Here is a 26299-nt window from a genome sequence, read left to right as displayed (position 1 = left end):
GTTCCTTTCCGTTCGGAGTTCCTGGAAGGACACTGCGCGCGGGTGCTTACGGACTTCTTCCCGTCGGCTGATCGCCCCCTGACCAGCCGCCTATGCTCGGCCGATGCGTTTCGGGGTGCTGGGCCCGCTGGCCGTGTGGACCGAGCTGGGCGAGCCCGTGCGGGTGCCCGGCGCGAAGGTCCGCGCTCTGCTGGCCGATCTGCTGGTGCACGCGGGCGAACCGGTGACGGCGGACCGGCTCATCGAGGACCTGTGGGGCGAGACAGCGCCCAAGGACGCGTCCGGCGCGCTGCACGTGAAGGTCTCCCAGCTCCGCCGCGCGCTGGCCGACGATCGCGACCTGCTGGTCTCGCAGCCCGCTGGCTACACGCTGCGCGTCGCGGAGGAAGCCGTGGACGCCGGGCGTTTCGGCGCACTCGTGCGTGCCGCGCGCGCGGCGTCACAGCCTGCGGAAACGGCGGCACTGCTCGGCGAAGCGTTGTCGCTGTGGCGCGGCGAGCCCTTCGCGGAGTTCGCCGAGGACGACTTCGCGCGCGCCGAGGCCGAACGACTGCGCGAGCTGCGGTTGACCGCGATCGAGGACCACGCCGAAGCGCGCTTGGCGGTCGGCGAGCACGCCTCGCTCATCGACGAGCTGCGGGCGCTCGTGGACCAGCACCCGCTGCGCGAACGGCTGCGCGCGGCCCAGATGCGCGCGCTCTACCGCGCCGGGCGACAGACCGAGGCGCTGGACAGCTACGACCGGCTGCGCACGGAGCTGGCTGACGAACTCGGCCTCGACCCAGGCCCGGCGATCGTGCGGCTGCGACAGGAGATCCTGACGCAGGACCCGACCCTGGACGCCGCGCAGCGGGTGAGCGCGACCAACCTCCCCGCACCCGTCAGCGAGCTGGTCGGCCGAGCTGGCGCCCTCACCGAAGCTCGCGCGGCGCTCGCGGGCGCGCGCCTGGTCACGCTCGTCGGACCCGGCGGCGTCGGCAAGACCCGGCTCGCGGTGGAGACGGCCAGGACCGTTCTCGACGACGGCCTTGACGGCGTGTGGCTGGTCGAACTCGCCGACGTGATACGGAGTGCTGACGCGAACGTCGTCGCGGAGAAGATCGCCGCCGCGGTCGGAGCGCGCGACGACACGGGCCAGGCCGGCCTCGCCATGGCGTTGCGCGCGCAGCGGGTGTTGTTGGTGCTGGACAACTGCGAGCACGTCATCGACGCGGCGGCGCGCTTGGCGGATTCCCTGCTCGCCGCCGCGCCCGAGCTGCGCGTGCTCGCGACGAGTCGTGAACCCCTTGGTGCCACTGGAGAACAGCTCGTCGCGGTACCGCCGTTGGAGCTGCCCGAGCCTGACGACATCGACCCGGAGAGCGCTGGGCGGCTCGGCTCGGTGGAGCTGTTCGTGCGGCGCGCGAGCGCCGCGAGCCCCGGATTCGCCTTGCGACCGGACAACGTCAAGGTGATCGCGAGCATCTGCCGCGCGCTCGACGGGCTGCCACTGGCGATCGAGCTGGCGGCCAGTCGCGTGCGCGCGCTCGGCGTGCACGACCTCGCCGTGCGGCTGGACGACCGTTTCCGGGTGCTCACAACGGGTCCGCGCACCGCGCCAGCACGGCAGCGGACCCTGCGGTCGATGATCGACTGGAGCTGGGACCTGCTCTCCCCGGCCGAGCAGGCTGTGCTGCGCAGGCTCGCCGCACAGCCCGGCAGCCTCAGCCTGAGCGCGGCCGAAGCGGTGTGCGCCGGTGCTGCGGTGGACGGCTGCGAGGTGATGGACGTGTTGGCGCACCTGGTGGATCGGTCGCTGGTCACGGTCACGACCGAGGGGGAGCGGACGCGCTACCGGCTGCTGGAGAGCATCAGGGCCTACGGCGCCGAGCGGCTGGAGGAGGCGGGGGAGACCGCAGCGACGCAGCTCCGGCACGCGCGGTGCTTCCGCGAACTGGTGCTCACCGCGAACGCTCACCTCCGAGGTCCTGGCCAGCGGGAACACCTGCGCCTGCTGGACGAGGAAGCGGTGAACGTGCACGCCGCCGTGCGCAGCGCCGTCAACCTCGGCGAGACCGCGCTCGGCCTGGACCTGGTCACCGGGATGGCCTGGTACTGGTACCTGCGGGGCACGCTCCAGGTGGGTCACCGCCTGCTCAGCGTGGTCGTGGAGCAGGCCGGTCCCGTCGCCGGTGCGCAGGCGAGCGCGTGGCGACTCGGCTTCGGCTTCCTGCTCGGCTGCGAGCCCGATCCGCTCGGCCAGGGCGAGGAGCTGCTGCGGCGCTGCGCCGAGCTGGGCGCGCCGGACGTGCTCGCCTGGACGCGGTCCTGGCTGGGCTTCGCCGGGCGCAGTCGCGCGCCGGTCGCCGCGCGCGAACTGCTCGACCAGGCGCGGGCGGAGTTCGAGCGGCTCGGCGATCGGTGGCACCTGGCCGCCGTACTGATGTTCAGCTCGGAAAACTCGCTGATCAGGGGAGATCCGGCGGCCGCCGAGGCTGAGGCCGCGCAGGCGGCGGCGCTGTTCACCGAACTCGGTGACGGCTGGGGCCGGGTGCAGGCCGCCGAGGTGCTGACCGCGGTCGCCGACATCGCGGGCGACCACGAGCGCTCGGCCCGGCTGTGCGAGGAGGCCTTGGGCGCTGCCGAGGAACTACAGCTGTGGCCCGCGGTCGCTCAGCTGCTCGGCCGTCGGGCCAGAGTGGCGGTGCTGCAAGGCGATTACCCGGCGGCGGTGGAGTTCGGCCAACGCGCCCTCCAGGTGGCGACGGAGCACTCCATCGCGCCGCAGATCGGCTTCGCCCGGGGCGGCATCGCCCTGGCCGCACGCCGCCTCGGGCTGCTCGACACCGCCGAGGCGCACCTTCTGTCCACATTGGACTGGGAGCGCAGCATCGGCTACGCCACCGGCATGGCGTTCGTCCTGGCGCAGCTCGGTTTCGTCGCTGAGCAACGAGGTGACGTCGAGGCCGCCGTTTCCTGGCACCGCAAGGGAATGGCGGCCGCTCAGCAGGCGGAGGACCCGCGCGCGGTGGCGCTGTCGCTGGAGGGTTTCGCCGGAGCGCGCCTGCTCGCGGGCGACGCCGTCGCCGCCGCGCGACTGCTCGGAGCAGCGGAGGTGATCCGCGAGTCCGCCGGTTTCCCGCTGCCGCCCGCTGAGCGTGACGACGTCGACCGCATCGCCCGCTCCGGCGACCAAGCGCTGCCGTCCTTTGCGGAGGAGTTCTTGCGGGGCAAGGAAATCCCGCTCGGCGAGATTCTGTCTACTGTGGAGTGACGAGCGCGCGCAGCAGGGCGCTGACGATCTGCATGATCTCTTCGCGCGCGCTCGCCCGGTCGTCGGCGTCGTTGAGGTACAGCGCGGCCTCGTCGGCGACGGCGAGCAGGACGTGCCCGAGCGGCTTCACCGGCAGCGGCGGCATCTCGCCGTCCGCGGCGGCCTGCGCGAGAGCGGCCTGGATGAGGCCGAGCACGTGCGGCTGGCAGATCGCGCGCCACCGCGCCCAGCCGAGCACCGAAGGGCCGTCGATCAGCACGATCCGCTGGATCTCCGGGTTCTCGCAGGCGTCCAGCCACGCTTCCAGCGCGCTGGTCATGACGGCGACGAGGTCGCCGTCGAGGGGGACGGCGGCGGCCAGGCTCTGCGTCACCGTGCCCTCGACGTCGGCCAGGACCTCGGCGAACAGCTCGGTCTTGTCGCCGAACTGGTGGTAGAGCGCGCCCCTGCTGACCCCGGCCTCGCGGACCAGGGTCTCGGTGCCGACGCCCGCGAACCCGTGCTCGGCGAAGAGCTTGCGGCCCGCCGCGACCAGGGCGGCGCGGGTGGCGGCCGTGCGGTCCGCTTGTGTCCGCCGTGGCACTTTCATACACTCCGTCCGTAAGTTGCGTGCAGTCTGTATGTAACTTCATCGGTGAAGGAGTCGCATGCCGACGATCAATCTTCCCAGTGGTGCCCTCGCGTACCGCGACGCCGGGCCGGAGCGCTCCGAAGCGCCACCCGTGGTGTTCGTGCACCCGTTCCTCACCAACGGCGCGGTCTGGACACGCGTCGCCGACCTGCTCGCCGCGCGCGGCGTCCGCTCTTACGCGCCGGACTGGCCGCTGGGCTCGCACCGCACGCCGATGAACCCCGGCGCCGACCTGTCACCGCGCGGCGTCGCCCGCCACATCCTGACCTTCCTGGAGGCGCTCGACCTGCGCGAAGTCGTGCTCGTCGGCAACGACACCGGGGGTGCGCTCGTCCAGTTCGTCCTCGACACCGACACCAGCCGCGTCGGGCGCGTGGTGCTGCTGAACTGCGACGCGTTCGAGAACTTCCCGCCGTTCCCGTTCAACGTGATCTTCCGGTTGATCAAGGGCCCGCGCCGGATGAAGGCGGGCCTGTTCCCGTTGCGCAGCCTCATGGTCCGCCGCTCGCCACTGGGCTTCGGGCTGCTCGGGCGCGCACTGGACGCCTCGCTCACGCGGTCGTGGATCGAGCCCGCGCTCACCTCTCCGGGAGTTCGCGACGACGCCGTCCGCTTCCTCCGCGCCATCGATCCGCAGGAGTTGCTCGACGTGTCAACTCGCCTGAAGTCCTTCGAGGGCCCCGTTCGCATCGTGTGGGGGACGGCCGACCGCGCGTTCACACCCGCGCTCGGCCGCCGCCTCCAGTCCGCTTTCCGTGACGCCGAGTTCGTCGAAGTCCCCGGCGCGAGGACGCTGGTGCAGCAGGACGCCCCTGACGTCCTGGCCGCCCAGATCGCCGACTTCACCGAAGTGCGGCGTTAGCTTCCGTGAATCAGCACAACCGCACGGCGTCAGCCCGGTCGTTGCCCGCCGACGGCACGTTCTTGCTGGCGAAGCGCGAACTCGGGATCGTCATGCGGTCGATCTCGATCGCGCGACCGATGGAGTAATCGATCAGGCAAGCGGTCGTGCCCGGATTGCCCGTGAAACTCCAGCTGGACACCTTGTCGTGTGCCGAAGACGCCAAGTCGAAGTAGCTCTTGTTGCAGAATCCATCGCCCTGAACAGGCCACGGCTGCAGGTTGGCATCGACGTAGAGGGCGACGTAGGGTTCGCACCCCGCTGGTGCCGCCTGTGCCGCGATCGGTGCTGCCAGTCCTCCGGCCACGGCCAGGCCGGTCGCCATGACCGCGAGAACACCTCGAGCACGCATGTGGAATCTCCTTCGACTTCTGCTGGTTGAACGCGGTGCTGCTTGCCGACGTGGGAACATAAGGAACCCTGATCGGCTCCGACAGCGGTTTCAGTCACAGGAGAAACGTGAATCCCGGCCCTGCGGCCCGGGCACCAAGAACCCGTTTCGTACTCCTAACGGTATTGGGAGCGCTCTTTCTACCGCTAGGAGTACGAAACGGGAGGGGTCTAGACCACCTCGCCGCGCGATGAGGCGAGCGAGGGGGCCTGGTTCCCTTGGCTCAGAAGGGGAAGGGCGTGCGGACGACGTCGAGCTGACTCGGGTCGACCACGGGCTCGGTGCCGTTGAGCCGGACGTCGGAGCCCGCCCAGCGGCGCACGATGTCGGTCGCGGCGATGCGGTCGGCTCCGGAGAGCGCGGCGATCTTCGCGCCGTGGTTGGTGCCGGGCGCGGTGAAGCTGTGGGAGTCGTGCGCGCTCGGCGTGAACCGCTCGGCACCCCAGGGGTCGTTCTGCCCGTTGACGAACAGGATTCGCTGCGCCTGCGTGCGAACCCAGTTGTGCACGTCGAGCATCGCCATGGGGCGGTGCGGCCGGTGCAGGTCCTTCGGGACGTTGGAGTGGATGGTCGAGGAGTCCGGGTACTTCAGGTAGCCGCTGATGTGCGGCTGCTTCTGCCGCGGCCAGCCGAGCTCGCTCATGGCCTGGAAGTAGTACGGCACCATCTGGATCAGGTTCTGGTCGGCGAAGGAGCCGAAGTCGACGTTGGCCTGCACGTAGTCGTAGATCTGCGCGCTGCTCGCCTTGGTCGTGGGCACCTTGTCGCAGTGCTGCTGGCCGGAGTACTGCCAGAACGCCCAGCTGAGCACCATCACGGACTTCTCGAACGCCTTGTCCAGGTTGCCGACGATCTTGTCGTATGTCCAGCCGTTCTTGGCCGAGTGCTCGGTCAGCATCGCGAGCAGTTCCGGGCGCCGCTTGAACGCCTCGACCTGGAGGTCGGCCAGGGCGGTGCGGCACGCGGCGTCGCCCACGGTGGCGAAGAACCGGTCGTAGGCGCTGTCCTCGTCGTTGACGTGGTCGCTCGGCGCCACGTACGCGACGACGCCGTCGACGTCACGCGGGTAGAACCGGCTGTGGTAGACCGAGGTCATGCCACCCTTGCTGGCACCGGAGGACAGCCACTTCTTCGGGTAGAGGGGCTTGAACGCGGCCACCAGGCGGTGGTGGTCGGTCGCCGCCTGCCAGATGTTGAGGTGGTCCCAGTTCGCCGGTTGTGGTTGCGACGGCGGGAAGAACCGGTGCTCGGTGGAGATCTGGTTGCCGTCGATGAGCTGCGTGGGCTCGGTGCGGAACGAGGTCGGGTAGAGGTTGTAGCCGGTCGTGTGCAGCACTGTCGGCCGCGCCGCCGACTTGTGCACCAGCTGGAGGCGCTGCTGGAAGGTCGCGCCGCCAGGCTGCCGGTGGTCGACCGGCTGCGTGTAGCCGAGCACGAAGTACCGGGTGTCCGGGGTCGGCGGCGGCCCCTCGGACAGCACGGTCAGCCCAGGGATCCGTTTGAGCTGGTCGAGGATGTCTTCCTGCGGAGCGGCACCCGCCGTGCCCGCCGCCGCGACCGCGATGACGGTGCTCGCGGCCACGAGCCTGCGTAACTTCGTGAACAACCCAGTTCCCCCTTGATCGGTGAGGATCAAGAGAGTGGCGGGCGCCGCCGTGCTTGTCGCGGGGTTTCAGCCTCAGCTGTCCGGCCGCGCGGGCTGCCAGTCCACGGAGGTGGGCCGCTGTCCGGTGCGCATGTACTCCTGCGCGGCACTGATAGCCAACTCGGCCGGGATTTCCGCGCTGGGCGGGTATTCGGTGTCCGCGTTCATGAAGTAGTAGAGAACCGGATCATCGGCCGCGACGGTGGCGGTCGAGGCGTGGCTGAAACAGCCGGTCCGGTGCGAGGGACCGGAGTAGTAGAGGACCCCGACACCTCGGCGGTGGTCGAGCCCGACATCGAGCAGTCCCGCCCCCGGGTTGTCAGCGGCGAGCAGCTGCACGATTTCCGCAGGGCGGGTGGCAAGGACCGCGCTGAGCACCGCGTCCAGCTGCTCCGCGCTGGTGATCCGCTCGGGGTTGTCGCCGTGCTCGAAGTCGTAATAGGCGTTCAGCTCCACCACGGCGTTGCGCCCCCTTCGAAGGTCTTGCGGTAACCGTCGTTGCCCAGAACCGTCAGCGTTGAGCCTGCCGGGAGCAGGACGGGCACCAGGGTGTCACAGCCGAACGGGCCGCGGCACGGCCGGTTGTTGATCAGCACCGTGACGTGGCGGGGACCACCGGTGGCCATGCGTGCCGCGAGCTTCATCTCGACATCGGCGGACCGCGAGGCTCGACCGGGTAGTCCGCGCTCGGCCAGCAATTGGTCGGCCAAGTCGGCGTCGCTGTCTCGACCGGAGACGATCACGTTGGCGACCTCGCCGTCGACAGTCCAGCGCCCGTGCGTTTTCGCACCCGACTTCGGTGCCACGGTGGGCGGTAGTTGCTCACGGGTCCGGTTCACGCACCGCTCGCGGTCACGTGCCGAGGCGGGCTCGGGTGTGTCCTGACGTGACGGGGAGGGATCGTCGTCGTGGTGCCGAGCCGCGAGAGAAACTCGCCGACTGCCTCAGGAATCGTGGTCTCAGCGAGGTGCCGGGCGTTGTGCAGGTCGTCCAAGGCCACGTGGAGCAGAGCGTGCACGTCGTCCGCGGCCGGATCGGTGCTGCCGTCAGTGTTCTCCAGCCACAGAGCTGCCGCTGAGTCCAGGGCCTCCTCCGCAACGCACAACTTCTGAACGGGTAACAACGCCAGTGCGGCCAGAACCGCGTGAGCTACCTCGCGCAGCGACCCCATCCTCCGACCCTCCCTCCTTCGCGATGATGGCACGGCACGCGCTCATCCCGTTGGGAGCAGGTGTTGGCGTCCCCACCTGCCCAGGGGTTCCAGTGCCTCGTTGAGCGAACACCCCAGCGGGGTCAGGGAGTACTCGACGCGCGGCGGCACCTCGTCGTGGGCCTCGCGGTGGACGAGGCCGTCGTGCTCCATCTCGCGCAGGTGCGCGGCGAGGACCTTCTCCGTGATGCCCGGCAACGCCCGGCGCAGCTCACCGAAGCGGGCGCAGCGCTGGGCGAGCACCCACAGCAGCGAGACCTTCCACTTCCCGCCGATGAGGTCCATCGTCGCCTCCGTGCCGCACTCGTGCGCCCCCGGCCTCGGCACCACGACCACCTCCGCATCCGCGTGACCTGCACGCTCACCTGGACGAAAGCGCGCACTCCGAAGTGCGTACTTGTCTGGCGCGAGCCTCCTCGCCGAGCCTAGCCACCATGACCGACAACGCCGTTCCACCGCCCGGGCTCACGCTGCTCGGGCTGGGCGCGATGGGCACCGCGCTCGCCACCGCCTGGCTCGACTCGGGCCTCGACCTCACCGTGTGGAACCGCACGCCCGCCCGTGCCGAGCCGCTGACCGCGCGCGGAGCGACGGCGGCGGCGAACGCCGCGGAAGCCGTTGCCGCCAACGACCTCGTGGTGGTGTGCCTGCTCGACGACGCCTCGGTTCGCGCGACGCTGGACGGCGTGGACCTCAGAGGCAAGGACCTGGTCAACCTCACGACGGGCACCCCCGGTGCAGGCCGGGCGCTGGCGGACTGGGCCACCGCTCGCGGAGCGCGCTTCGTCGACGGCGGGATCATGGCCGTGCCACCGATGATCGGCGTTCCGGGCTCGGGCGCCTACGTGTTCTACAGCGGCTCGGCCGCCGCGTTCGAGGCGCACCGCGACACGCTCGCGGTTGCCGCGGGCACGACCTACGTCGGCGAGGACCCGGGCTTCGCGGCGCTGCACGACGTGGCTCTGCTGAGCGCGATGACGGGCATGTTCGCCGGCGTGACGCACGCGTTCGCGTTGACGCGCAAGGAGAACATCGCTCCTCGCGAGCTGGCTGAGCTGTTGGCCGGGTGGCTGACGGCGATGTCCGGCTATGCGCGCGGCATCGCGGAACACCTGGCCAGCGGCGACTTCACGAAGGGCGTGACGTCCAACCTGGCGATGATGGTGGAGGGCAACGCGACGTTGCTCGCGACCGCCGAGGAACAGGGCGTCAGCCCGGAGTTGCTGCTGCCGTTCATGCGGCTGATGCGCCAGCTGGTGGACGACGGGCGCGGCGACGAGGGCACGACCGGTGTCGTCGACCTGCTGCTGACAGGAGGTCGCTAGCCACCGCGAACCCGGTAGTGGCGCTGTTGGCAGGCACGCGAGCAGTAGGTGCGGCGACGACCTCGTGGGGATTGGGTGATTGGGCCTGAGCACACGGCGCACCTCAAAGTTTCGTCACGAGCGGGACGCGTTTCATCACGCATCGGGAGCGACTGGGCCGCAGTGACGAGGTCGGAGCCGGGGAAGCGACCGCGCGGGGTGTGCTCGACGAGCTCGGCGTCGAGCACGGGGCAGTTCGCGACGACGTCGTCGTCCGGGCACCGCGCCAGGTGCAGGAGGTACGCGCGGGCGCTCTGGAGCTGCTTGATCATCTCCTCGATGCGCTCCGCGTGCCCGAGCACGGTGCTCTGCCAGCGCGAAGTCCTGCTTCCGGTGGTGGCGACCGATGCCTGGCCGAGCGGCATGTCACCGATGACGCAGCACAGGTAGGCCAGGCCGACCCGTCGGAGCTCGGTCTCGGTGTAGACGCGGCGGCCGTTGACACGCGGTGGTTCGGGGAGCACGCCCTGGGACTCCCACCACCGCAGCGTCGACGGCGCCAGCCCGTAGAGGGCCGCCGCCCGGCCGATGGAGACGCCGCGCACGTCGTTCATGCCGTCAGTTGACATCAAGTCGACTTGAACACGCAAGATCTAGTGAGGTTAGGCATACCTATCCACGCTGGAGGCTTGAAGAGAGTGAGCACCACAAGAGACGAGCTCGCGAAGGCGGGGGCGTTGGCGCGGCTGCTGGCCCCCGTCCGGACCCACCTGGTGGTCTGCGCGGTGCTGTCGACCCTGAGCGCGGCGGCGGGGATCGTGCCGTACATCGCCGTCGCCGAGATCGCCCGGGTGATGCTGGAGAACCCCGCGCCGGAGCCCGCGACGATCTGGACCTGGGTCGGCATCGGAGCCGCCGGGGCGAGCACGTGGTTGCTGCTGTTCGTGCAGTCCTCGCGCGTCGGGCACTTCGCGGACGCGGCGATCCTGCACGAGCTGCGCACGCGGATCGTGCGGCACCTGGGCGCGCTGCCGCTGGGCTGGTTCCGCGCGGCGGGCTCCGGCCGGGTCAAGCGCGCGATGACCGGCGACCTGGAGGAGATGCACGAGGTCATCGCGCACGCGCTCGGCCAGCTGACCGGAGCCGTCACGGTGACGGTCGTCGGCGCGGGCTACCTGCTGCTGGTCGACGTCCGGATGGCGTTGGTAGCACTGGGAGTCCTGGGGCTGATGGCGTTGTTCTACCGGATCTCGATGCGGTCGATGACCACGCACATGAACCGGATGATCACGGCCGATGCGCGGATCAGCGCGGCCAGCGTCGAGTACGCGGACGGCATCCAGGTCGTCAAGACCTTCGGCACCGGAGGCCGGGTCCTGCGCCGGTTCGACGCCGCAGTCGACGAGCACACCCAGGCGTTCGCGGCGTGGGTGGCGGAAGTGCGTTACAGCTCGGCGACTTCGCGGTTGTTGGGCTCGGAGATGGCGGTGCTCGCGGCCGTGACCGCCGTGGGTCTGACCTTCGTGGGCAACGGTTCGCTCGCGGTCGCCGACCTCGTGGCGTTCCTGGTCGTGGCGATCGGGCTACCGAACTCGATCCTGCCGGCCGTGACCGCAGCGCAAGGCGTCCGGAAGGGCCGCATGGGCGCGGCCAACATCGAGCGCCTGCTGTCCCAAGCGCCACTGCCTGAGCCAGAAAACCCTTGTACACCAAGCGGTCACAGCGTTGAGTTCGACCGAGTCTCGTTCTCCTACGACGGCGTGACGACCGTTGTCGAGGACGTGAGCGCGGTGTGCCAGCCGGGCCGGGTGACCGCGATCGTCGGCCCTTCGGGCGCGGGCAAGACGACGCTCGCAAGCCTGCTGCCGCGCTTCTACGACGTCACGGACGGAGCGATCCGGATCGGCGGCGTCGACGTGCGCGACATCCCCTCGACCGAGCTGCTGGCGTCGATGTCGTTGGTGTTCCAGGACGTCGCGCTGCTGCGGGACAGCGTCGCGGAGAACATCCGCGTCGGCAGGCCAGGTGCTACCGACGCCGAAGTCCGCGCCGCCGCGACCGCTGCGCACGTGCACGATGTGATCGAGCGGCTGCCGCAGGGCTACGACACGCTGCTCGACGCCGGCGGCGGCAGCCTCTCCGGCGGTGAGCGCCAACGGCTGACGATCGCGCGGGCGATCCTGTCCGGAGCGCCGATCGTCGTGCTGGACGAGGCGACGGCTGCGCTCGACCCGGACAGCGAAGCCGCTGTGCAGGACGCACTCGCCGCGCTCGCGGTCGGCAAGACGGTGATCGTGATCGCCCACCGGCTGCACACGATCGCCGAGGCCGACCAGATCCTCGTGCTCGACGGAGGGCGCGTCGCCGAGCGCGGCCGCCACGACGACCTGCTGTCCCAAAACGGGCTGTACGCCCGGATGTGGGCTGCCAGAGAAGGAGTTCTCGCGTGATCCGCCGTCTCTACCGACTGTGGCCGCAGCCGCGCCTGCTCGCCCGACTGTGGTCGCTCACTGCGGCGCAGGCGGTGCTCCAAGGACTGCTGTTGGGCCTGCTCGTCCCGATCCTGGACGCCGTCGTGCGCCCGGAGCCCGACATCGCGTCAGCGACGCCGTGGTTGGTGCTCGGCACGATCGGGGTGATCGTCTACTCGGTGCTGAGCGTCGTCGCCACACCCGTTGGCTTCAAGGCAGCGGGCACGCTCGCGGCTCAGCTGCGACGGCGACTGATGCGCCACGTGAGCACGTTGCCGCTGGGGTGGTTCACCGCCGAGCACAAGACACGGCTCGCGCGCGGGGTGACCGTCGACGTCGGCGACGCGGCGCACCTGGCGGTCACGGTCGCCGGACCCGCGATCACCTCGACGTTGCTGCCCGCGACGATCGTGGCCGTGACCTTCGTGGTCGATTGGCGGATGGCGGCGCTGCTGTGCGTGATCGCGGTGGTGGCCAACTGGGCGCTGCGCCGGGCGGCGCGGATCGCGGAGATCGCCGAGATCGAGCTGGAGCGCGCTTCGGCCGAGGTCGCGGGCCGGGCGATCGAACTCGGCCAGGCGCAGCCCGTGCTGCGCGCGGCCGGTCACGTCGACGGCACACCGCGCATGCGCGCCGCGCTCGTCGATCACCGCGAGACCTACCGGGATGGCATGCACCGCGCTCGGCGCCCGTTCTTCGGCTACACCGCGGTGATCATGGGCGGGTTCGTCGCCGTGCTGTCGCTGGCCGCTGAACTCGTTCTGCACCAAGGCGTTGGAGTGGCTGAGGCGATCGCGCTGCTCGTGCTGGCCGCGCGCTTCCTCGAACCGCTGGGCAACCTCATCGACCTCATCGGCGCGCTGCGGGCGCTGACGAACAAGATCGCGCGCATCGAGGAGATGCTGGCCGCTCCGGCGCTCCCGGTCCCGGCCGACCCCGTGCGCCGGATCGAGACCGCGGACGTCGAGCTGGACGGCGTCACCTTCACCTACCCGCGCGGCGAAGCTCCCGCGCTGCGCGAGGTCTCGCTGCGCTTCCCACCCGGCACGACGACAGCGCTGGTCGGGCCTTCGGGCTCCGGGAAGACCACGGTGACCCGGCTGATCGCGCGGTTCTTCGACGTGGACCCCGGGCGGGTGCGCGTCGGCGGTGTCGACGTCCGCGACCTCGACCAGGGCGTGCTGCTCGACGAGATCGCGATCGTCTTCCAGGACGTCTACCTCTTCGACGACACCATTGAGGAGAACCTGCGCCTCGCGCGCCCGAACGCCACGCCCGGCGAGCTGGCGGACGCGGCCCGCGCGGCCCGGCTGGACGAGGTGATCGAGCGCTTGCCCGACGGCTGGAACACCCGGGTCGGCGAGGCCGGAGCGCAGCTGTCGGGCGGTGAACGCCAACGCGTCGCGATCGCGCGGGCGATGCTGAAGCGGGCTCGGGTGGTGCTCGTCGACGAGGCCAGCTCCGCGCTCGACCCGGAGAACGAGGCCGCGATCACCCAGGCCATCGCCAACCTCGGCGCCGACCCCGGCCGCACGGTGATCGTGATCGCGCACCGCCCGGCGACCCTCGCCGCCGCCGATCGCGTGGTGTCGCTCGACGATGGCCGCGTGACCGAGATCGGCACGCCCGAGGAGCTGCTGCGCACCGGCGGCGCCTTCGCGCGGCTCAGCCAGCAGTACGAGCGGTCGCGGCACTGGCGCATCGCCACCGGTTCGGGAAGCGGATCGTCCGCGATGGGACCTACCGTGGCGCCATGACCGACGACGACACCCCGTGGGAGCCGCCGCTGGCGGGCACCGAGGCCGAGCACGTGGTCGGCGCGCTGGAACGCCTGCGCGCGACGTTCCGCTGGAAGGCCGACGACCTCGACGCGGCGGGCCTGCGGGTGCGCGTGGGCGCCAGCCAGCTCAGCCTCGGCGGCCTACTCAAGCACCTCGCGTTCGTGGAGGAGCAGGCGTTCATCACCAAGCTCTCCGGGACGCGGCTCGGCGCGCCGTGGAACGCGGTCGACTGGGCCGCCGAGCCCGACTGGGAGTTCACGTCAGCGGCGGAAGACGAGCCCGCCGCGCTCTACGTGCTGTGGGACGGCGCGGTCGAGCGGTCGCGGGAGCGGCTGACCGCCGCGTTGGCCGACGGCGGGCTGGACCAGCTCATCCACCTCTCGACGCCGGACGGTCACCGGGCCAGCCTGCGCCGCCTCGTCTTCGACCTGGTGGAGGAGTACGGCAGGCACACCGGTCACGCCGACCTGCTCCGCGAGGCCGTGGACGGGCGCGTCGGCGAAGACCCGCCGCCCGGGTGGCGTGCTCGTTCAGCCTCGTAGCCGGACGGTGCCGTCATCGCGTGCTTCGGCTTGCACGCGTCCGTCCGGGCTTCGCGTCGTGCTGGCGAGCAGGGGCGGAGGAGGGGCGTCGACGAGCTGGCGGGTCGCGATGTCCCACAACCGCGTGATGCCGTCCTCGTCGGTGGCGCAGAGCTGTGTCCCGTCGACGCTGAAGGCGACGCTCGTGATCTCCTCACCGTGGCCGGCGATGAAGGGCAGGCCGTCCGGAGAGCCGCTGCGCACGTCGATCAGGCTGACGGCGTTGACGGGGGCGCCGTCGTGCAGGATGCCGCGTTCGTGGTCGTAGAACTCGTAGCTGCCGCCAACGGCCACGAGCGCGCTGTCCGGGCTGAACGCGGCGCAGTTCACCCAAGCGACGTGCGGCGGTTGCGGGGTTCGACGGCGTTTCCGGGCGCTCGCTGGACGGCGCTCGGGCACCAGCGGACGGCGGCCGATCGCGTCCCACAGGTGCAGGCGCCGACCGGCGACGGCGGCCAGGAATCGGCCGTCAGGGCTGAACACCACGCCGACGACGGGCTTGCCCGTGGCGATCTGCAGAACGTCGATCACGTCACCGCCGCACTCGGTAGCGGAGGTGGAGCACGCCGTCGCCCTTGACGATCTCGTCGGGGCCGTCCAGCAGGTGTTGTGCGTCCACCGCGCCGAAGAAGCGCTTGCCGGAGCCGAACACCACGGGCACGACGTCCATGCGCACCTCGTCGACGAGTCCGGCGGCGAGCGCCTGGCCGCCCACGTCGCCAGCGGCCACCTCCACGATGCGGTCGCCCGCCAGCTCCTTCGCCTTGGCCACGGCGGCTTCCACGCCGTCGACGAAGTGGAACGGAGCCGCGGGGTCCCATCCCTCGGGTGCCGGTCGGTGCGTCACGACGACCACGTGGTCGACGCCACCGGGTGGCACTCCGTCCCAGCCGTCGGTCATGTCGAAGACGTGGCGGCCCGCGATGGTCACGCCGATCGAGTCCCAGTACGAGCGCGTGTGGTCGTAGGAGGCCTGCGAGACCAGCAGGTGCCCGCTGTCGTCCAAGGGCACGTCACCGTTGGTCAACCAGGTGAACAGCGCCCCCGGCTGGTCCTTCTCGTCCGCGATGAAGCCGTCCACCGACACCGAGCTGTACATGACCACCTTGCCCACCGGGCTCTCCTTTGCTTGGGGGAGCCTCAAATTAGCCTGCCGCGAGCTGCCGTTCTTGTAAGAAATCAATCGGCGGGCAGCGGCCACCCGTCCAGGGCGTGGCCGGGGTTCTCGCGCAGGAACCGCTGCCGGACTTCGATGTAGCGGGTCGGCGTGAGCCCGGTGAACGCGCGGAACTCGTGGCCGAAGTGGGCCTGGTCGAAGTACCCGGCGGTACCGGCTACCGCGCTCCAGTCGATCGGTTCGGCGGGGTTGATCGCGAACACCGTGGAGGTGAAGCGGTAGGTGCGGGCCAGCCGCTTCGGCGTGACGCCGATGAGCGCCTTGAACCGCTGTGCCAGGTGGGTGCTGCTGACCCCGGCGGACGTGCTCAGGTCACCGATCGTCACGGCCCCGCTGTTCGCCGCGATGACGCCGCTCGTGTGGCGGACCAGCCCCAGGCCCGAGATCTCCCGCAGCCGTCGCATCAGCTCCGCTTCGAGCAGCGCCAGCATCTCGTGCGGCCCGTTCGCCGTGGTCAGCCGGTCGCGCAGCTCAGCGACGGCGCGTCGGCCCCACACCTGCTCCACCGTCACCGGCCGGTCGCACAGCTCGGCCGCGGGCATCGGCAGGAACGGCGCCAGCCCCCACGGCTTGAAGTGCACGCCCACGGAGCGGGTCTGAGGCGGGTAGCTGAACTCCACCGCGCGGGTGGGCGTGGTGAGCACGCAGCCATCGGCGTACTCGGCCATCTCGACGTCGTCGCTGGCACGGATGCGGAACGGCGCGCCGAGGTTGAGGACGAGCAGCGCGTTCGGCGCGGGCGGCAGCGTCAGCCAGGCGTACGGCGCCGCGCCCTCCAGGTGGTAGAGGTCGTCGATCAGCCCGTCCAGCGGTGGTCGCGGCACTCTGGAGACGTACTCCACGCGCACAGCATCGCTGATGTGCGGGCGGTCCCGCTCACCGGGACTCGCGCTGGGAGGAGTCGCGAACGGGCTGCGAAGGTGAATTCAACGCTTGTTCAATCACTTCCGCCCGGGAGAACCGATGCTGCCTGAGCCCGACCCCGACGAGACGGGTCCGTGCGCCCATCTGGGTTTCGCCACGGCCAAGCCGGGCTACGCGGAGAGGGTGGAGGAGCTGATCCTCGGCCTCGTCGAACCGCTGCGGGCCGAACCCGGGGCGGTCGAGTTCCACGCGCACCGCGACCGCGCGGACACCTCGCAGTTCGTGATCTACGAGGTGTTCTGGTCGAAGGCCGACCTGGAGCGGCACCTCGCTCAGCCGTACGTCCAGGAGTCCTTCCGCCGACTGTCGCAGCTGAGCCTCGGCTACCGACCGAGCGCGATCAACGTCAACGAGCTGTTGTACTCGCTCAAAGGACCGCTCGCCGGACAGCGCGCCCCGGACGCCGGGATCAACGCGCGCGAGCAGATCTTCGACCTGCTCCAGGGCTATCAACTGCACGTAGTCGCCTTGTCCCGCAAGCACCTCACGGCTGCCGAGGTCACCGAGCACGCCAAGGCGCTCGACGCGCTCGGCGTGGCCGCGCACCTCGTCGCGCGCGTCGAAGCCCGGCCGGACGAACGTGTTCACCAAGCGGATTCGGCGCAGGTGTTCGAGCATTACGGCCTGACCGAACCGGATTCGCAGGCCCTCTACGTGATTCGCCCGGACGGCCACATCGCGTGGCGCATGGACGAACTCGACATCGAAGCGTGCCAACGCTTTCTCGGCACGTTGCACAGTCCAACCACCGAAGAAGAAGCCCTAGCGGCGTGAAAGGCGGAGACGTGACGAAGGTTCTCGTGCTCTACCACAGCATTCACGGCCACATCGAGACCATGGCGCAGGCCGTCGCTGAAGGTGCGGGCACCGTCTCGGGGGTCGAGGTCAGCCTGAAGCGCGTGCCGGAAACCATTGCGCCGGAAGCGTTCGAGGCCATGGGCGGCAAGGCCGACCAGCGCGCACCGGTCGCGGAACCGGGCGAACTCGCCGACTACGACGCGGTCATCTTCGGCACCGGCACCCGGTTCGGCAACATGACCGGGCAGATGCGGACCTTCCTCGACCAGACCGGCCAGCTCTGGGCCAACGGCGCGCTGGTCGGCAAGGTCGGCTCGGTGTTCGTGGCCAGCGCGACCCAGCACGGCGGCCAGGAGTCGACCGCGCTGAGCTTCCACACCACGTTGCTGCACCACGGAATGGTGATCGTCGGCCTGCCGTACACCGAGGAGCGGCAGATGGGCTTCGAGGAGGTCAAGGGCGGCAGCCCGTACGGCGCGTCCACGATCACCGGCAACAAGGGCGAACGCCAGCCGAGCGAGCAGGAGCTGGCCATGGCGCGGTTCCAGGGCCAGCACGTGGCGAGGATCGCGGCCACGCTGGCGTGAGAGAAAGGGGGCCCGGACCGGGCCCCCTTCTTTGTTCACACCAGCGCGGGCGGTATGTCCATGTGCACGCGGTAGTCCACGATCTCCTCGCCGTCCATCCAGATCACCGTGACGCAGGGCAGCGCGAGCGCTCGCCCGTCCGGCGCCTCGGTCTCGATGGTGAAGCGGCAGAACAGCTGGTCACCGACCTCGGCGACCTGGTCGACCACGTGCCGGACCCACGGCAGCGCCCCTGCGGCACCCGCCGTCGCCGCCACCACGGCCGCGCGGCCGACCAGCGGCTCGTTGTTGCCGAGGGTGTAGGTCGCGGTCTCGGCGAACCAGGTTCCGAATGACTCCGCGTCCCCGGCGTCGACGGCGGCGCACATCCGCCGCACCGTGTCCGCGCGGCTCACGACGGCTTCTTCTGCAAGGACAGGCCGTGCCGCACCATGATCTCCGCGACCAGCTTCATGTCGCGCGGCCCGGGCGGCAGCTCCGACAGGGCCTGGTAGTAGTTCTCCAGCCCAGGCGGGGACACCACGGCGATCACGCGGGTCTCCTCGTCGAAGGGGTTGCGGAACATGTGCGGGGCCCTCGCGGCATCAGCAGCGACTCTCCTTGCCCCATAACGTGTTCCTCGCCGTCGAGTTCCACGGCCACGCGTCCCTGCACGCAGGTGAACAGCTCGTCCTCGGGGGAGTGGAGGTGCGTGGGCGGCCCACCGAGGTTCGGCGGCACGACGTACTCGAACAGCGAGTGGGTGCCCTTGGTGTCCGCCCCGGTCAGCCGCGTGTAGATGCCGAGCCCGATCGCGCCGACATCGGTGCCCTCGCCGGTGCGGTAGACGTGGTGCTGGTGCTCCACAGGCGCGGCCTTGAGCCGGTCGAGCAGCGCGGGCGTGATCTTGCGGTGGGCGGACGGCGCGACCGGGTTGAGCCAGTGCGCCGCGCGGGTGAGCTTGCCGATCTGCAAGTCCAGATCGCCGTGCCCCGGCAGCGGTGCCGGTCCATCGCCTCGTCCATGAACGCCAGCTGCGCGGTGACGTCGGCGCGCCTGGTCCCGGCGTCGAGCAGGGTGAGCGCGCCCGCGAGGTCGGCGGCGATCCACAGCGCGGCCAGCTCCGCGTTGAGCGGGCTGAAGAAGGACGAGTTGTAGCTGTTGAAGTACAGGCCGGGCACGTCGATCGGCTGGATCTGGCGTCGCCGCCACCTTCCTCGGCCCCAACGATGTCGTCGCCGCCGTCAGCGTCGCCGGTCCCACCAGCCGCTTCGACCCCCGTGCCCACGCCGCGCCCGTCCACGCCGCCGCTACCGGCATCGCACTCACGCTCATCCGCCGCGCCAACTCCCTGAAGGGAAGCGCGCGCGTGTTCTAGGGTTGCAGCGATGGCAAGATCGAGCAGCGACACACGAGTGCGGGAAGCGTTTGTCACGGCGGGCCTCACGCGCCGTCAGCAGAGCTTGCTGCACACGGTGTTGCGCGCGCTCGACAACGGCTCGGCGCTCGGTTTCCACGCGGCGACGAGCGACAGCGCCCTGGTCGCGCTCATCAGGGCGCACGACGCGCTCCAGAGCCACATCGCGCACGACCAGCCGCAGGGCAGGCAGCTCCTGCGGGTACTCCGGACCAGCGCGGTCTGCGTGCGCGCGGCACTTCCGGGGTTCCCAGCGCGAGCGGGGCTGCGGGCTGCCCTCCACGAACTGGAAGCGACGACGGAGGCGCTGACGGCGAATCCCTTGCAGCGCCCGGACACGAGCGCGCTGGAGTCGTGGATCACCGACATCGCGAAGGCGGTGGAGGAGCGGCTGGGGACGCTGTGGGACGCGAGGGCGGTCGATCTCGGCAAGGAAGCCAAGGCGGCGGCGGAGATCGCGGTATCGGTCTACCTCAGGGGGCGCGACGCGGACGCGCTCAAGCACGACCTGACGAATCTGCTGGCCAAGGGGCGGCCGGACGCGGCGGCGATCTCGGCGCTGTTGTGGCCGACTCCGCGACGCCACTACCTCACGGTGCTGGTCAGCGGCGCGCGGTCGTTGGACGAGCTCGACGACCTGCTCCCCGGAGCCCGGCAGTGGCCGATCACGGCGAACCAGGAGCCGTCCACCGCGCTGCTGGCGAAGCTGGAGCCGATCACGCGCGCCGGCGTTCTGGTGCGGGTTCCCGTCGACGCGGCTGACCTGGGCACCGCAGTCGTCCTCGGCAGGCGCGCGATCAGCGAGGCGCTGGACCAGTACGTGGCGGGCAACCGCGTCGCGGACCTGACCCTGGAAGGACCGTGGCAGGTCACCGGGCCGGACGAGAAGCCCGTGCTCGGGGAACCGGCCAAGGCCAGCGTGAAGCGCGCCGCGCCGCTGTCGGCCTCGCGGTCGGAAGGTCTGCGGGCGGCGCTGCGGATCGCACACATCGCCCAGCGGGTGGAGGCGCCGATGACGAGCGCCGCCCTGTGCTGGAACGCGATCGAGTCGACAGGGTTGCTGGCGGAGAAGTCGTCGCGGTTGGCGCGCGCCTGCGCGATGCAGGTGCTGCGTCAGCAGGTCATCGACGCGCACACGCAGCTCAGGTTGATGGTCGCCGAGGAGCTGAGGCGGCTCGCCGGGCGGGCGCGAAAGGCGAAGGACGCCTTGAAGCGCGCGGAGAACGCGTTGGGGAGAACAGTCGAAGTGATCGCCGCAGCTCGGCAGGCATGGCTGGACTCCGCGGCGGCTCACCAGCGCGCGGTCGACGAGACCACGGCGCTGATGGCCCTCGTCGACGCGCACGTGCCGATGACGTCAGGCAAACCCGCTCTCATCGAGCCGGATCGCTGGCTGGACCTGCTGCTGCCGCCCCGCGCCGGGAGGCAGTCGGCGTGGGACGCCGTGACGGCGCTGGCGGCGTTCGCGGGCGGGCTCGCGGAGGAGAACGTCGAGTTGTGGCGCGAGCGGCTGGCGCGACCTCCGCTGCTCGCGAAGTGGTTGCAGGACAAGCAGGACACGTGCCACGCGCTGCTCGAATGGCTCTACACGACGCGCAACATCGCCTTCCACCACGGGAGGTTCGCGGGCCCTGTTGACGTCGCGACCGCCCACGCGGGGCGCGCGGTCGTCGACATGATGCTGGAGATCCTGGGGCGGTGGCACTCGATCCAGCACGCGCGCGGGCAGGATCTGACGCCGCCGGAGGAGATCTTCAGTCTCCTCGCGCGGCGCAAGGACGCCCTCAGCGCCGTCCTGCACAAGGCGAACTCGTGCCACCAGCTGTCGATCCAGCACATCACCGGTCCGGACGAGACGAGCTGGGTGGCTCCTCGACCGGGAAGTGGCTCGGGCTGAGGAGGCACTGCGCGCGCTCCGGCGCGGGTTGGTGGCGCAGGCGGGGCAGGAGCACGCGGCGCAGGTCGGCGATCAGCTCCTCCGGCTCGTCCCGGCTGAGCCGGACGGCGTGCTGCCGGTCGCCGACGAGGTCCGCCGCCGGGTCGCTGTGCTCGCGGTCGAGATAGGCGTTGAACTCCGCGACCAGGACGGCCATCGAGGTGGCGAACACGCGGCGGTGGTCCTCGGGCGTCAGTTCGGCCACGGCGTCGGCGTCCACCGCCACCCGGTCCAGGCGGAGCCGGTAGTGGCGCTCCACCGCGCCGCGCACGCGACGCTCGTCGGCGACCTCCAGGATTCCCTCGCTCGCGAGGAAGTCGACGTGCCGGTAGACCATCGCCTTCGACGCGGCGGGAATCCGGGCGCACAGCTGCGCGGTGGTGAGTTCCCGGCCGTCGCTCATGGGAGCTCGGTCGGTGGCCACGGCGGTCGTGGAGATGGCGCGGGACGGGCGTTTCGCGGACATCGAGCAGCTGTTCGCGCCGTCGTTGTGGAAGGGGGTTCTCGCGCCGCCCGCCGCGCCGTGGAAGCCGCCGCGCTGCGCCCGCCCGAGGAAGAACGCCGAGCACGAGGTCATGATCGGCTCCGACGCGCTCGCCGTGCCCGGCACGATCACCGCGCCTCGACGGCGGGGCCGTTCGACCGGGACCTGACCACGGGGCCGAACAAGCCGTTCAAGGACCTCGCGTGGGGCTGGCCAGCCGCGGCGTGGCGGTGCAGCGCTTCGACAAGGTGAACCACGTCCACCCGGCGGTCGCCGCCGAGCCGGGCTTCACGATGGTCGACGAGTACGTGCGACACGCCGTCGCCGCCGTGCGGCTACTCCAGCAGCAGCCGGGAGTGGACCCGCCGCGTGGTCGCGCTCGATCCGGGGCTCGCCATGGACTCCGCCGCGGAGTCCTTCTCCCGGCAGGCCGCGCTCGTCGAAGATCCAGCGTTGTCGGCGGCGACGCCTGCGGCTGACCTGCTGTTCGGCTGACCCGCCTCGTACTGGCTGGACCTGCGCGACTACGACCCGGTCGCGACCTCGGCGGCCTTGGACAGGCCGATGCTCATCCTTCAGGGCGGGCGCGACTACCAGGTGACCGTCGCCGACGACCTCGTGCGCTGGCGTGCTGGTCTGGCTCACCGGCAGGACGTCGTCATCCGCGTCCACGAGTCCTGCGACCACGTGTTCTTCGCGGGCTCTGGTCCTTCTGCGCCGACCGACTACCTCTCGCCCCAGCACGCCGACCCGGCTGTGGTGGCGGGCGTCGCCGACTGGCTCACGTCTCGTGTCCCATGAACCAGGTACGCGCAAACCGTTTGGCGGCAACGATGTTCGGGCATCATGGCCGAGTCCACTATGGACTAGAACATGAATGTGGAGCTGTGATGAAGACGAAGTTGGCCACTGCGGCCGCGATCATCGCCATCGCGTCCGGCGGGTTGGCGGCGTTCGCGGGCCAGGCCGCCGCCGCACCGGCGAACTGTCAGGAGTGGTTCACCACCGGTGCGAGCGCGCCGGTCCAGGGCATCAAGGTGAAGTGCACGGACCTCGGGACCTTCAGGGCCGTCGTCCACTGCAAGCGCAACGACAACGGCTACAAGTACACGCACTACGGCGAGCCGGTCGCCGCGGGCAACTGGTCGACCGTCTGGTGTGACCGCAACGCCAACATCTACGGCTGGGGCGGCACTCCCGCCTGATGACCGTGGCTGGTGCCGACCCGTCGGTCGGCGCCCCGGTGGATGCCCAATACCAGTGGCGTTCGGCCGCGGTGCACGTCGATGATCCCTCTGTCGGGGAAGCAGAGGGATCATCGATGTCTTCGTGTCGTGAACTCGCGGCGCGGCTGCGGGGGATCGCCGTCAGGTTGCCCGTGGACGTGCTGCGCAGGGCGGCTGTCAACGCCCACGACGCGGCCGTTGGTGTGCTTGCGGCCCAAGGAGAACGCGACACACCGTTGAACGCGAGCGCCGCCGCCCTCCAGCAGGCCGCCGGATCGGCTGAGCGCCTCGTGTGGGCGGCGACGTGGATCGAGTCCTGCTGCACCAAGGTCCTCGGCGTGGTCGCCGAAGCTTCAGCGCCTGTTCACCCGCCCGCTCCGGACGTCTACGCGGCTGCCGCAGTGCCTCGGCTGTTCGGCTCCAAGCCGCCGTCCGCCACTGACGCGTACTCGACGAGGTTCAAGGCACAGCCCGCACTGGCCACGCCGTCGCAGTACGAGACACGGCTCCAGCGATCCGATGAGACCACGTTCGGGATGCCGCCGGACCGGACGCGCGGGGCGGAGATCACGCGCTTGGCCGGCGAGCGTGACGGCCTGGAACGGGATTCCGACGGGCTGATCACGCATGTCATGGGCGAGCGCGTCGAGGACCACGTGCGGCGGATCTCCGAGCAGCGGGCCGTGATCGCCAGTCATCCGCAGCGGCACTGGAGCGAAGCGAACCCGGGTGTGAAGCCGCCTGCGGGTCTGCGCAACCTCGGCATGGAGCGGGTCTGCTCGGCGATCGGGATCGACCTCAGGACCGGGCTGCTCACCCACGGCGTCAACGGCAAGCTCCGCGACGTCGTGCCGGACGAACGACCGGGCCTACTGGCACCGGGTGCTCGCCGACAGCGATGGCAATCTGGCGGTGAACGCCTTCGGGCACGCCCACTTCTCCGCACCCGCTGCGCACGCGGAGGTCAAGGCGGTGAACGAGTTGCTGCGGGAACGTCAGCGGCGTGCTGGCGCCCCGGCCTGCGCGAACTGCAAGGCGATCCTGCGTGCATCGCGTCGATCTCGATGACACGACCCTCGACGAGTTCGAACGCTACGTCTACGACGGTGAGCCGTTCACCGGAGAGGTCGTGGAGACCACTGAGGACGGCGTCGTGATCGGCCTCGCCATCGTGAAGAACGGTTGCGCGGAGGGCGTGCAGCGCGAGTGGTACTACGAGGGTGGACTTCGGTCCGTGTGCTGGATCGTGGGCGGCAAGGTGTTCGGGGAAGCCCGGGAATGGCACGAGAACGGCCGACCGACTCAGCCCTAGCTCGCGCGGACGGCGTCACTCGAAGCGCACGGAGCCCTGGGAACACACGAACCGGGCGATCTGCGCGCTGTAGACGCCTGAGGCCACAGCGCTGTCCTCGGCCATGATCGCGCGGAGCTCGTCCGGGGTGGCGTTCCAGAAACCGATCGACAGCAGCGGTTTGCCGGGTGTGGTCTCGATGTTGCCCTGCACAGCCCCGATGGCGTGGAGCCTGCCCTCCGCCTTCGACCGCAGCATCGCCCGGATGTGCTCGGTTTCGAGCTGTTCGACCTCGGCCGGGGGCAGCGTCGCTGCGTTCTCGCCCTCGGTGAGCAGAACGATGGTGAAGGAGTCGACGGGGAAAGCGATCGGTCCCGGCACGGTGGTCCTCTCCCGTCGCCTGGACGCGACCGGTCAGCTGGTTCGCTCGGTAGCGTAAGCCGCGACGGCCCGTTCGGTCGTGTTGAGAGTTCGATTTCAGGGCTGATCGAACCCGGAGATTCTGCGTGTTTCAGCTCGCGGAACTTCCGGAGAGAGCGCTCTGGGCTCGGCAGCGAAAGCCGCTTCAGGTGTGGCGGTGGACCGTGGTCGTGTCGCTGGTCAGCGATCGGCCGCCGGCGGCGATGGGGATGACGGGCGGGACCACCTCGCCGTGGTCGTCGATGAGGACGGAGTGCGGCTCGCCCTCCTCGTAGGCGTGGCGCTCGCCCCACTGCCGCAGCGTCACGATCACCGGGAACAGGTCCTTGCCCGCCTCGGTCAGCGCGTACACGCGGCGTTTGCCCGAGGGCGGGTCGACCTGGGTGATCAGGCCGTGGGCGGCGAGCTTGCGGAGCCGGTCGGCGAGGATGTTGCGCGCGATCCCGGTGCGCTGCTGGAAGTCGGTGAACGAGCGCGCCCCGTCCATCGCGTCGCGGACGATCAGCAGGCTCCACCGGTCGCCGACCAGGTCCGCCGCCCGCGCCACCGGGCAGTCCGGGTCCGTCCACGTCATCGCGTTGTCCTCCCATGAGTTGCTCATTGAAACCATTCTGACCTACTCTGCGAAGAGTTGCAGAGTGAAACCAAAGGTGGGGTGCGGTGGGCGCGGGGACGAGGTCGCTGCTGGCGGTGGTGTGCGCGGTCGCGGTCGCCAGCGTCTACGCGGGTCAGCCGGTGCTGGGGTCGATGGGGCAGGAGCTGGGTGTTCCGCGCGACTCGGTCGGGTGGTTCGTGGCGGCGGGACAGCTCGGCTACCTCGTCGGGTTGGTGCTGCTCGTGCCGTTGGGCGACATGCTCGATCGCAGGCGCTTGATCGCGGCGCACCTCGGGGTGGTGGCGGTCGGCCTCGCGGTCACGGCGTCCGCGTCGGCGGCTTGGGTGGCGTTCAGCGGTCTCGCCGTCGCGGGTGGTTTCGCGGTGGTGGTGCAGACGGCGGTCGCCTTCACGGCCTCGCTCTCCCCACCCGGCGAGCGCGGGCGCAACCTCGGTGTGGTGACCTCCGGTGTGGTGGTGGGGATTCTCGGCTCCCGGGTCGTCACCGGGGGCTTGGCGGAGGTGTGGGGCTGGCGCGGCAGCTACCTCGCGCTGGCGATCTTCACCGCCGTCCTCGGGGTGCTCAGCCTCTGCGTGCTGCCGTCGGAGCTCCGCGCGGGCGGCACGCGGTACCACCAGGTACTGCGTTCCTTCGCGGAGCTGTTCGTCCAGCCGGTGTTCCTCAGCCGGGGGTTGATCGCGTTCTTCCTCTTCGCCTCGTTCGGCGCGCTGTGGAGCGGAATGGCGCTGCCCCTGGCCGCCGAGCCGTGGCGGCTGAGCGAAGCGGAGATCGGCCTGTTCGGCCTCGCCGGGCTCGCCGGAGCACTGGGTGCCGCCCGATCCGGCCGGTGGGGCGACGCCGGGCATGCGCGGCGGGTCACCGGCATCGCGCTCACGCTCCTGCTGGCGTCCTGGCTCGCGATCGGCCAGCTGGAGTGGTCCCTGACGTTGCTCGTCGTCGGGGTGGTCGTGCTCGACTTCGCCGTCCAGGCCGTGCACGTGAGCAACCAGCACGTGCTGACCAGCGCCTACGCCGATCGCGCCAGCAGCACGATCGGCGGGTACATGGTGTTCTACTCGCTCGGCTCCGCGTCCGGGGCCGCTGCGACGACCGTGCTGGTCGACTCCGTGGGCTGGACGGGCTCCTCGGTCCTCGGCGCGGCGCTCGCGATGTGCGCGCTGGTTGTCTGGTCGTGCTCGCGGTAGTGCCTGAGCCGCAGGCGCTTGATCATCGGCGTCTCCTTCGTCCGGTCTCCTCGGGGACGAAGCCGCGCCAGGGTTCTCGACGTCGCTCACGA

At 70.5% G+C, this 26299-nt stretch carries 34 protein-coding genes; 17 read left to right on the top strand and 17 right to left on the bottom strand.

Annotated features, from left to right (window positions below; translation table 11 throughout):
- Positions 1-103: 103 nt before the first annotated feature.
- Positions 104-3253, top strand: coding sequence for a BTAD domain-containing putative transcriptional regulator (locus tag CCN37_RS16300; protein WP_086821618.1), 3150 nt, complete (start codon positions 104-106; stop codon positions 3251-3253).
- On the opposite strand, the gene CCN37_RS16295 is transcribed toward CCN37_RS16300, so the two are convergent.
- On the bottom strand, positions 3240-3836 hold the full coding sequence (locus CCN37_RS16295) for a TetR/AcrR family transcriptional regulator (RefSeq protein WP_210408056.1): 597 nt from the start codon (positions 3834-3836) through the stop codon (positions 3240-3242). The two genes, CCN37_RS16300 and CCN37_RS16295, sit on opposite strands and share 14 nt — an antisense overlap.
- Before the next feature lie 64 nt (positions 3837-3900).
- On the opposite strand from CCN37_RS16295, the gene CCN37_RS16290 reads away from it, so the two are divergent.
- Positions 3901-4746 carry an alpha/beta fold hydrolase gene (locus CCN37_RS16290; protein WP_086821616.1) on the top strand — a complete coding sequence of 282 codons (846 nt, stop codon included), beginning with the start codon at positions 3901-3903 and terminating at the stop codon, positions 4744-4746.
- Between the two features lie 10 nt (positions 4747-4756).
- Here the strand turns inward: CCN37_RS16290 and CCN37_RS16285 are convergent, their stop codons facing one another.
- The 6 genes from CCN37_RS16285 to CCN37_RS16260 all read right to left on the bottom strand — a co-directional run bounded on the left by CCN37_RS16285 (position 4757) and on the right by CCN37_RS16260 (position 8316).
- Entirely contained in the window at positions 4757-5110 is a 354-nt protein-coding gene (locus CCN37_RS16285; protein ID WP_086821615.1) for a hypothetical protein, read from the bottom strand.
- Positions 5111-5399: 289 nt separating this feature from the next.
- A complete protein-coding gene (locus tag CCN37_RS16280) occupies positions 5400-6782 on the bottom strand; it encodes a S28 family serine protease (protein WP_086821614.1) in 1383 nt (460 codons plus the stop codon).
- Positions 6783-6854: 72 nt separating this feature from the next.
- Complete coding sequence (locus tag CCN37_RS16275) at positions 6855-7280, bottom strand: Imm1 family immunity protein (protein ID WP_086821613.1); 426 nt, start codon at positions 7278-7280, stop codon at positions 6855-6857.
- Complete coding sequence (locus CCN37_RS16270) at positions 7268-7660, bottom strand: DddA-like double-stranded DNA deaminase toxin (protein ID WP_086821612.1); 393 nt, start codon at positions 7658-7660, stop codon at positions 7268-7270. Before CCN37_RS16270 ends, CCN37_RS16275 begins: the two co-directional genes overlap by 13 nt.
- A complete protein-coding gene (locus tag CCN37_RS16265) occupies positions 7657-7992 on the bottom strand; it encodes a hypothetical protein (protein ID WP_086821611.1) in 336 nt (111 codons plus the stop codon). The genes CCN37_RS16270 and CCN37_RS16265 overlap by 4 nt, the downstream gene beginning before the upstream one ends.
- 42 nt (positions 7993-8034) lie before the next feature.
- Positions 8035-8316: a helix-turn-helix domain-containing protein gene (locus CCN37_RS16260; protein WP_086821663.1), complete on the bottom strand. Its 282-nt coding sequence runs from the start codon at positions 8314-8316 to the stop codon at positions 8035-8037.
- Positions 8317-8465: 149 nt separating this feature from the next.
- Here CCN37_RS16260 and CCN37_RS16255 point away from each other — a divergent pair, with 149 nt between their 5' ends.
- Complete coding sequence (locus tag CCN37_RS16255) at positions 8466-9356, top strand: NAD(P)-dependent oxidoreductase (RefSeq protein ID WP_086821610.1); 891 nt, start codon at positions 8466-8468, stop codon at positions 9354-9356.
- Here the strand turns inward: CCN37_RS16255 and CCN37_RS16250 are convergent.
- Positions 9353-9949 carry a MerR family transcriptional regulator gene (locus tag CCN37_RS16250; protein ID WP_086821609.1) on the bottom strand — a complete coding sequence of 199 codons (597 nt, stop codon included), beginning with the start codon at positions 9947-9949 and terminating at the stop codon, positions 9353-9355. The two genes, CCN37_RS16255 and CCN37_RS16250, sit on opposite strands and share 4 nt — an antisense overlap.
- Positions 9950-10033: 84 nt before the next feature.
- Between CCN37_RS16250 and CCN37_RS16245 the strand changes: the two genes are divergently transcribed.
- From CCN37_RS16245 to CCN37_RS16235, 3 genes are read left to right on the top strand one after another with little or no spacing between them, the layout of a single operon-like run.
- Positions 10034-11785, top strand: coding sequence for an ABC transporter ATP-binding protein (locus tag CCN37_RS16245; protein WP_246843084.1), 1752 nt, complete (start codon positions 10034-10036; stop codon positions 11783-11785).
- A complete protein-coding gene (locus tag CCN37_RS16240; protein ID WP_086821607.1) occupies positions 11782-13563 on the top strand; it encodes an ABC transporter ATP-binding protein in 1782 nt (593 codons plus the stop codon). Before CCN37_RS16245 ends, CCN37_RS16240 begins: the two co-directional genes overlap by 4 nt.
- Positions 13560-14129, top strand: coding sequence for a DUF664 domain-containing protein (locus tag CCN37_RS16235; RefSeq protein ID WP_086821606.1), 570 nt, complete (start codon positions 13560-13562; stop codon positions 14127-14129). Before CCN37_RS16240 ends, CCN37_RS16235 begins: the two co-directional genes overlap by 4 nt.
- On the opposite strand, the gene CCN37_RS16230 is transcribed toward CCN37_RS16235, so the two are convergent.
- The 3 genes from CCN37_RS16230 to CCN37_RS16220 all read right to left on the bottom strand — a co-directional run bounded on the left by CCN37_RS16230 (position 14118) and on the right by CCN37_RS16220 (position 16169).
- Positions 14118-14699, bottom strand: coding sequence for a WD40 repeat domain-containing protein (locus tag CCN37_RS16230; protein WP_086821605.1), 582 nt, complete (start codon positions 14697-14699; stop codon positions 14118-14120). The two genes, CCN37_RS16235 and CCN37_RS16230, sit on opposite strands and share 12 nt — an antisense overlap.
- Before the next feature lies 1 nt (position 14700).
- Positions 14701-15282, bottom strand: coding sequence for a dihydrofolate reductase family protein (locus CCN37_RS16225; protein WP_086821604.1), 582 nt, complete (start codon positions 15280-15282; stop codon positions 14701-14703).
- A 65-nt stretch (positions 15283-15347) separates the two neighbouring features.
- The gene (locus tag CCN37_RS16220; RefSeq protein ID WP_086821662.1) at positions 15348-16169 is read right to left on the bottom strand and encodes a helix-turn-helix domain-containing protein; all 822 of its coding nucleotides are present in this window, start codon (positions 16167-16169) and stop codon (positions 15348-15350) included.
- Positions 16170-16308: 139 nt separating this feature from the next.
- Between CCN37_RS16220 and CCN37_RS16215 the strand changes: the two genes are divergently transcribed.
- Together CCN37_RS16215 and wrbA are read left to right on the top strand one after the other, a co-directional pair.
- A complete protein-coding gene (locus tag CCN37_RS16215) occupies positions 16309-17043 on the top strand; it encodes a putative quinol monooxygenase (RefSeq protein WP_086821603.1) in 735 nt (244 codons plus the stop codon).
- An 11-nt stretch (positions 17044-17054) separates the two neighbouring features.
- Positions 17055-17654, top strand: coding sequence for an NAD(P)H:quinone oxidoreductase (gene wrbA, locus CCN37_RS16210; protein WP_086821602.1), 600 nt, complete (start codon positions 17055-17057; stop codon positions 17652-17654).
- Positions 17655-17689: 35 nt separating this feature from the next.
- On the opposite strand, the gene CCN37_RS16205 is transcribed toward wrbA, so the two are convergent.
- Genes CCN37_RS16205 through CCN37_RS41560 form a run of 3 tightly spaced genes read right to left on the bottom strand, consistent with a single transcriptional unit; the run spans position 17690 to position 18608 of the window.
- Positions 17690-18049: a nuclear transport factor 2 family protein gene (locus CCN37_RS16205; RefSeq protein WP_246843083.1), complete on the bottom strand. Its 360-nt coding sequence runs from the start codon at positions 18047-18049 to the stop codon at positions 17690-17692.
- Positions 18046-18186 (bottom strand): hypothetical protein, encoded by a 141-nt coding sequence (locus tag CCN37_RS41565; RefSeq protein WP_246843082.1) that lies wholly within the window; start codon positions 18184-18186, stop codon positions 18046-18048. The genes CCN37_RS16205 and CCN37_RS41565 overlap by 4 nt, the downstream gene beginning before the upstream one ends.
- Complete coding sequence (locus tag CCN37_RS41560; protein ID WP_246843081.1) at positions 18183-18608, bottom strand: cupin domain-containing protein; 426 nt, start codon at positions 18606-18608, stop codon at positions 18183-18185. Before CCN37_RS41560 ends, CCN37_RS41565 begins: the two co-directional genes overlap by 4 nt.
- 48 nt (positions 18609-18656) lie before the next feature.
- On the opposite strand from CCN37_RS41560, the gene CCN37_RS42045 reads away from it, so the two are divergent.
- Both CCN37_RS42045 and CCN37_RS16190 read left to right on the top strand, forming a co-directional pair.
- Entirely contained in the window at positions 18657-18791 is a 135-nt protein-coding gene (locus CCN37_RS42045; RefSeq protein WP_256388050.1) for a hypothetical protein, read from the top strand.
- Between the two features lie 230 nt (positions 18792-19021).
- Positions 19022-20947 carry a hypothetical protein gene (locus tag CCN37_RS16190; RefSeq protein WP_143261631.1) on the top strand — a complete coding sequence of 642 codons (1926 nt, stop codon included), beginning with the start codon at positions 19022-19024 and terminating at the stop codon, positions 20945-20947.
- On the opposite strand, the gene CCN37_RS16185 is transcribed toward CCN37_RS16190, so the two are convergent.
- Complete coding sequence (locus tag CCN37_RS16185; RefSeq protein WP_086821600.1) at positions 20889-21389, bottom strand: ArsR family transcriptional regulator; 501 nt, start codon at positions 21387-21389, stop codon at positions 20889-20891. The genes CCN37_RS16190 and CCN37_RS16185 overlap by 59 nt on opposite strands.
- 13 nt (positions 21390-21402) lie before the next feature.
- Here CCN37_RS16185 and CCN37_RS41555 point away from each other — a divergent pair, with 13 nt between their 5' ends.
- From CCN37_RS41555 to CCN37_RS16170, 6 genes are all read left to right on the top strand, one after another.
- A complete protein-coding gene (locus CCN37_RS41555) occupies positions 21403-21639 on the top strand; it encodes a hypothetical protein (RefSeq protein WP_246843080.1) in 237 nt (78 codons plus the stop codon).
- Positions 21640-21839: 200 nt separating this feature from the next.
- A complete protein-coding gene (locus tag CCN37_RS42040; RefSeq protein ID WP_256388049.1) occupies positions 21840-21965 on the top strand; it encodes a hypothetical protein in 126 nt (41 codons plus the stop codon).
- 69 nt (positions 21966-22034) lie between these two features.
- Complete coding sequence (locus tag CCN37_RS41550) at positions 22035-22271, top strand: hypothetical protein (RefSeq protein ID WP_246843079.1); 237 nt, start codon at positions 22035-22037, stop codon at positions 22269-22271.
- Between the two features lie 89 nt (positions 22272-22360).
- Positions 22361-22675 carry a hypothetical protein gene (locus tag CCN37_RS16175; RefSeq protein ID WP_086821599.1) on the top strand — a complete coding sequence of 105 codons (315 nt, stop codon included), beginning with the start codon at positions 22361-22363 and terminating at the stop codon, positions 22673-22675.
- Between the two features lie 116 nt (positions 22676-22791).
- Positions 22792-23853 (top strand): hypothetical protein, encoded by a 1062-nt coding sequence (locus CCN37_RS39035; protein WP_143261630.1) that lies wholly within the window; start codon positions 22792-22794, stop codon positions 23851-23853.
- Positions 23826-24008 (top strand): hypothetical protein, encoded by a 183-nt coding sequence (locus tag CCN37_RS16170; RefSeq protein ID WP_168200692.1) that lies wholly within the window; start codon positions 23826-23828, stop codon positions 24006-24008. The genes CCN37_RS39035 and CCN37_RS16170 overlap by 28 nt, the downstream gene beginning before the upstream one ends.
- Before the next feature lie 15 nt (positions 24009-24023).
- Here the strand turns inward: CCN37_RS16170 and CCN37_RS16165 are convergent, their stop codons facing one another.
- Entirely contained in the window at positions 24024-24368 is a 345-nt protein-coding gene (locus CCN37_RS16165) for a hypothetical protein (protein ID WP_086821597.1), read from the bottom strand.
- Between the two features lie 184 nt (positions 24369-24552).
- Positions 24553-25017 (bottom strand): winged helix-turn-helix transcriptional regulator, encoded by a 465-nt coding sequence (locus tag CCN37_RS16160; protein WP_371504302.1) that lies wholly within the window; start codon positions 25015-25017, stop codon positions 24553-24555.
- Between the two features lie 50 nt (positions 25018-25067).
- Between CCN37_RS16160 and CCN37_RS16155 the strand changes: the two genes are divergently transcribed.
- Positions 25068-26207, top strand: a complete 1140-nt coding sequence (locus CCN37_RS16155; protein WP_086821595.1) for an MFS transporter — start codon at positions 25068-25070, stop codon at positions 26205-26207.
- Positions 26208-26299: the final 92 nt, after the last annotated feature.

Origin of the sequence: Allokutzneria sp. NRRL B-24872 (genome assembly GCF_002155965.1) — a bacterium.
Taxonomy (GTDB): Bacteria; Actinomycetota; Actinomycetes; order Mycobacteriales; family Pseudonocardiaceae; genus Allokutzneria.
The sequence above is the reverse complement of the archived record's forward strand: the minus strand, read 5'-3'. Positions and strand labels throughout refer to the sequence as shown.

Bases quoted from the DNA above. Each gene is read 5' to 3' on its own strand.
- CCN37_RS16300 (WP_086821618.1), top strand. From the start codon at position 104: ATGCGTTTCGGGGTGCTGGGCCCGCTGGCCGTGTGGACCGAGCTGGGC.
- CCN37_RS16290 (WP_086821616.1), top strand. From the start codon at position 3,901: ATGCCGACGATCAATCTTCCCAGTGGTGCCCTCGCGTACCGCGACGCC.
- CCN37_RS16285 (WP_086821615.1), bottom strand. From the start codon at position 5,110: ATGGCGACCGGCCTGGCCGTGGCCGGAGGACTGGCAGCACCGATCGCG.
- CCN37_RS16265 (WP_086821611.1), bottom strand. From the start codon at position 7,992: ATGGGGTCGCTGCGCGAGGTAGCTCACGCGGTTCTGGCCGCACTGGCG.
- CCN37_RS16260 (WP_086821663.1), bottom strand. From the start codon at position 8,316: ATGGACCTCATCGGCGGGAAGTGGAAGGTCTCGCTGCTGTGGGTGCTC.
- CCN37_RS16255 (WP_086821610.1), top strand. From the start codon at position 8,466: ATGACCGACAACGCCGTTCCACCGCCCGGGCTCACGCTGCTCGGGCTG.
- CCN37_RS16250 (WP_086821609.1), bottom strand. From the start codon at position 9,949: ATGAACGACGTGCGCGGCGTCTCCATCGGCCGGGCGGCGGCCCTCTAC.
- CCN37_RS16235 (WP_086821606.1), top strand. From the start codon at position 13,560: ATGACCGACGACGACACCCCGTGGGAGCCGCCGCTGGCGGGCACCGAG.
- CCN37_RS16215 (WP_086821603.1), top strand. From the start codon at position 16,309: ATGCTGCCTGAGCCCGACCCCGACGAGACGGGTCCGTGCGCCCATCTG.
- CCN37_RS42045 (WP_256388050.1), top strand. From the start codon at position 18,657: ATGAACGCCAGCTGCGCGGTGACGTCGGCGCGCCTGGTCCCGGCGTCG.
- CCN37_RS16190 (WP_143261631.1), top strand. From the start codon at position 19,022: ATGGCAAGATCGAGCAGCGACACACGAGTGCGGGAAGCGTTTGTCACG.
- CCN37_RS16185 (WP_086821600.1), bottom strand. From the start codon at position 21,389: ATGAGCGACGGCCGGGAACTCACCACCGCGCAGCTGTGCGCCCGGATT.
- CCN37_RS41550 (WP_246843079.1), top strand. From the start codon at position 22,035: ATGCTCATCCTTCAGGGCGGGCGCGACTACCAGGTGACCGTCGCCGAC.
- CCN37_RS16175 (WP_086821599.1), top strand. From the start codon at position 22,361: ATGAAGACGAAGTTGGCCACTGCGGCCGCGATCATCGCCATCGCGTCC.
- CCN37_RS39035 (WP_143261630.1), top strand. From the start codon at position 22,792: ATGTCTTCGTGTCGTGAACTCGCGGCGCGGCTGCGGGGGATCGCCGTC.
- CCN37_RS16160 (WP_371504302.1), bottom strand. From the start codon at position 25,017: ATGGTTTCAATGAGCAACTCATGGGAGGACAACGCGATGACGTGGACG.